This is a genomic window from Streptomyces sp. SPB074, from assembly GCF_000154905.1.
Lineage (GTDB): Bacteria > Actinomycetota > Actinomycetes > Streptomycetales > Streptomycetaceae > Streptomyces.
Genome location: NZ_GG770539.1, coordinates 553,543 through 557,034, shown reverse-complemented (window position 1 = coordinate 557,034; position 3,492 = coordinate 553,543). Strand labels below are relative to the sequence as shown.

At 73.9% G+C, this 3,492-nt stretch carries 4 protein-coding genes and 1 pseudogene; 4 read left to right on the top strand and 1 reads right to left on the bottom strand.

All coding sequences use genetic code 11. The features are described 5' to 3' along the window. The 3 genes from SSBG_RS02250 to SSBG_RS02240 form a co-directional block, all read left to right on the top strand. A partial coding sequence (locus SSBG_RS02250; protein ID WP_037868741.1) for an ATP-binding cassette domain-containing protein occupies nt 1–710 on the top strand: 710 nt, incomplete at its 5' end. Between the two features lie 75 nt (nt 711–785). Next, on the top strand, nt 786–1,793 hold the full coding sequence (locus tag SSBG_RS02245) for a DUF6891 domain-containing protein (RefSeq protein ID WP_008744614.1): 1,008 nt from the start codon (nt 786–788) through the stop codon (nt 1,791–1,793). A 94-nt stretch (nt 1,794–1,887) separates the two neighbouring features. Next, entirely contained in the window at nt 1,888–2,646 is a 759-nt protein-coding gene (locus tag SSBG_RS02240; RefSeq protein WP_008744613.1) for a CDP-alcohol phosphatidyltransferase family protein, read from the top strand. Here the strand turns inward: SSBG_RS02240 and SSBG_RS02235 are convergent. Next, entirely contained in the window at nt 2,610–3,083 is a 474-nt protein-coding gene (locus SSBG_RS02235; RefSeq protein ID WP_008744612.1) for an adenylyltransferase/cytidyltransferase family protein, read from the bottom strand. The two genes, SSBG_RS02240 and SSBG_RS02235, sit on opposite strands and share 37 nt — an antisense overlap. Before the next feature lie 237 nt (nt 3,084–3,320). Between SSBG_RS02235 and SSBG_RS02230 the strand changes: the two are divergent. Further along, a pseudogene (locus SSBG_RS02230) lies at nt 3,321–3,492 on the top strand (glycosyltransferase WbuB); the annotation flags it as partial.

Here is a 3,492-nt window from a genome sequence, read left to right as displayed (position 1 = left end):
CCGTCTCCGCACTCGGTATCCGGCACGACTACCGCCCGGGGCATCCCGTCCTGCACGGTGTGGACCTGCGGCTCGCGCCCGGCGAGCACGTCACGCTCGTCGGGGCGAGCGGCGCGGGCAAGAGCACCCTGGCCCGCATCGTCGCCGGGGTCCACGCGCCCACCGCGGGAGCCGTCACCGTACGGGCCGGGACGGGGGAGGGGCCGCCCGTCCTCCTGGTCGACCAGGACACGCACGTCTTCGCCGGCACCCTCGCCGACAACCTCCTGCTCGCCCGGCCCGACGCCGCACCGGCCGGTCTCACCGCCGCGCTCGCGGCCGTGGGCGCGGCGGGCTGGGCCCGCGCGCTGCCCGAAGGGCTCGCGACCGTCGTCGGCGCGGGCGGCCTCGCGCTCACCCCGCTCCAGGCGCAGCAACTCGCCCTCGCACGCCTGGTCCTGGCCGATCCGCCGGTCGTCGTGCTGGACGAGGCGGCGGCCGAGGCCGGGAGCGAGGGGGCGCGCGGCCTGGAGAAGGCGGCGGAGGAGGTGACACGGGGCCGCACGGCGCTCGTCGTCGCCCACCGCCTCGGCCAGGCGGCCCGCGCCGACCGCGTCGTGGTCCTGGAGGCGGGCCGCGTCGTGGAGGAGGGCACCCACGCCGGGCTCCTCGCGGCCGGGGGCACGTACGCCCGGCTGTGGGCGGCATGGGCGGCGCGCGGGGCGGAGTGAGGAGGCGAGGGGCACGCGCGGGGCACTGGACTGGGAGCGGGAGGCGTTGTCAGTGGCGCGTGCGAGAGTCCGTCCATGCTTGCGATCGTGATCAGGACGGAGCCGGGGGCGTGCCACGAGCGGGTGCCGGCCCAGCGGCTCGGGGAGCTGGTACGGGGCATCGGGGGGCGCAAGGACCGCTTCCTCGTGCTCGAACGGGTCCCGGACGAGCCGGACTTCTACGCCCAGGTGTGGCACGAGGGGGAGGGGCCCTACCAGGTGGAGTACCGGGACGGCTCCGCCGCGCGGCACTTCCAGGCGTCCACCCGGGACGCGGAGGCGGTCGTCGCGGCCCTCACCGGCTGGGCCCGCCGCACCCCCGGCTGGGACGCCGCCCTCACGTGGAGCCCGCTCGACCTCGCGGGCCCGGACGACACCGATGACACGGACGGTCCGCAGGGCACGGACGGTCAGGGAGACACGGACGGTCCGCACGGCACGGACGGTCCGGACGCCGATCCGCTCGCCGCCGTCCTCTCCGCCGAGGAGCGCGCCGAGCTGGAGGGCGCCGTCCGCGTCGCCCTGCACGGCGGCTACCGCGACCGGGACGACCTCGCCGAACTCGCCGAGGAGTACTTCGTCACCGCGGACCGCCGCCCCGTGAGCGCCGGACAGGCCCGCGCCCTCGTGGACCGGCTGTGGCGCGAGCGCGTCGCCGCCCAGGCGGCATGGCACGGCGAGACCGATCCAGAACGCCTCGCGCGCGCCTTCGCCGCGCTCGAAGCGGCGGGCGTCGTGGCCCGCGAGGACTTCACCTGCTGCCGCTCCTGCGGTCTCGGCGAGATCGGCGCCGAGGCCGGGGCGGACGCGGCCCGGGGCTTCGTCTTCTTCCACCAGCAGAACACGGAGGACGCCGTGCGCGGTGGCGGACTGCGCCTGTACTACGGCGGGTTCGACGACACGGAGCGGACGACGGCCGCCATCGGCCACGAGGTCGTCGCGGCGCTCACCGCCGCCGGCCTTGCGGCCGCGTGGGACGGGAGCCCGGAGCGGGCGATCGAGGTGACCCCGCTCGACTGGCGTCGCCGCCTGCCGACGGGCTGAGCCCCCGGGGACCGCACGCGGCCCGGCAGCCGGGCCGCGCGGGGGGCCTGACATCATTGACCGGCACATGCACGAAAAATGACCCGGGGGGGCCATGGGAACGATCAACACCGCGCTCCGCGAGCTGAGAACCGCGCAGAAGTCCTCGAAAGGCGTATCGCTCTACTCCCGCTTCGCCAACCGCCCGGCGGGGCGCGTCCTCGCCGCCTGCGCCCACGCGCTGCGCCTGACCCCGAACCAGGTGACGGTGATCAGCGCGCTCTTCAGTTTCGCCGCCGTCGTCGGCCTCGCGATCGGCAGCCCGTCGGCGGGCCTCGGCATCCTCGTGTGGCTGGGCCTCGCGATCGGTTTCGCCTTCGACTCGGCGGACGGGCAGCTCGCCCGGCTGCGCGGTGGCGGCGGCCCGGCCGGGGAATGGCTCGACCACGTCGTGGACTGCGCGAAGATCACCGCCCTGCACGTGGCGGTGCTCCTCTCCTTCTACCGGCACCCGGGCGCCTACGGCATCGACGGCGAGGACGCCTGGCTGCTGCTCCCGCTCGTCTTCCAGTTCGCCGCCGTCGTCACCTTCTTCGGCGGGCTGCTCACCGAGAAGCTGACCCCGCGCCCCGCGCCGGGGACGCCCCCCGCCGCCCCCTCGACGCTCCGCGCGATCGCGCTGCTGCCCGTGGACCACGGCATCTTCTGCCTGGTCTTCCTCTTCCTCGGCACGGGAAGCGGGTTCCGCTGGGCCTACGCGGCTCTCGGGCTCGCCGCCGTGCTCTTCCTGCTCGCGTTCCTCGTCAAGTGGTTCAGGGAACTCGCCGCCCAGGGGGCTCAGCGCAGTTCGGCCCCGAGCGGCCCGGCCGGCTGAGCGTCCCCCGTGAGCACGTCCAGCGCGCGCCGCAGCTGCGTGCTGGACGTGTGGACGGTGTACGGGAAGTACACGATGTCCACGCCGACCGCCGCGAAATCGCTCTCCAGCCGGTCGCCCTTCGGGGTGCCGCGCCAGTCGTCTCCCTTGAAGAGCACGTCGAAACGCACCTGCTTCCAGGTCTCCACCTTGTCCGGCACCGTCTCCACGAAGGCGGCGTCCACGTACTTGACGCTGCGCACGATCTCCAGGCGCTCCACCAGCGGGATCATGGGGCGGCGGCCCTTGGCCCGCTCCACCATCTCGTCCGAGACGACGCCCGCGACGAGGTAGTCGCAGCGACTCCGCGCGTGCCGAAGGATGTTGAGGTGTCCGATGTGAAAGAGATCGTAAGCACCCGGGGCATAACCGACTCGATACGGTCTGTGCTCCGTCATGAAAGAAACCCCCCTGGTCTCGTTCGCACCGTTCGCGCGGTGCGGCTCCGACGATAGCGTGCGCGTTCACGTCGGCGTGAGCGAACGTTTAGGCTAGGAAAGCTTCGCCCGGGGGACCGAGAGGGTCCGTACCTGCGCGAACACCCGGGGGATTGCAGCGAAATGCTGGGGGAAGGGGAGCGCTGCGTGAGCGCACATGACCAGACCGGGGACACGGCGGGGCGACGCACCCTGCTGATGGTGTCCACCAACTACGCGCCCGAGCACGCCGGGATAGGCCCGTACGCGACACAGATAGCCGAGCACTGGGCCGCGTCCGGTCACGAGACGCACGTGCTCGCCGGGATGCCGCACTACCCCTCGTGGAGCCTCGACCCCGAGTACGCGGGGGCCTGGCGGCGCACCGAGC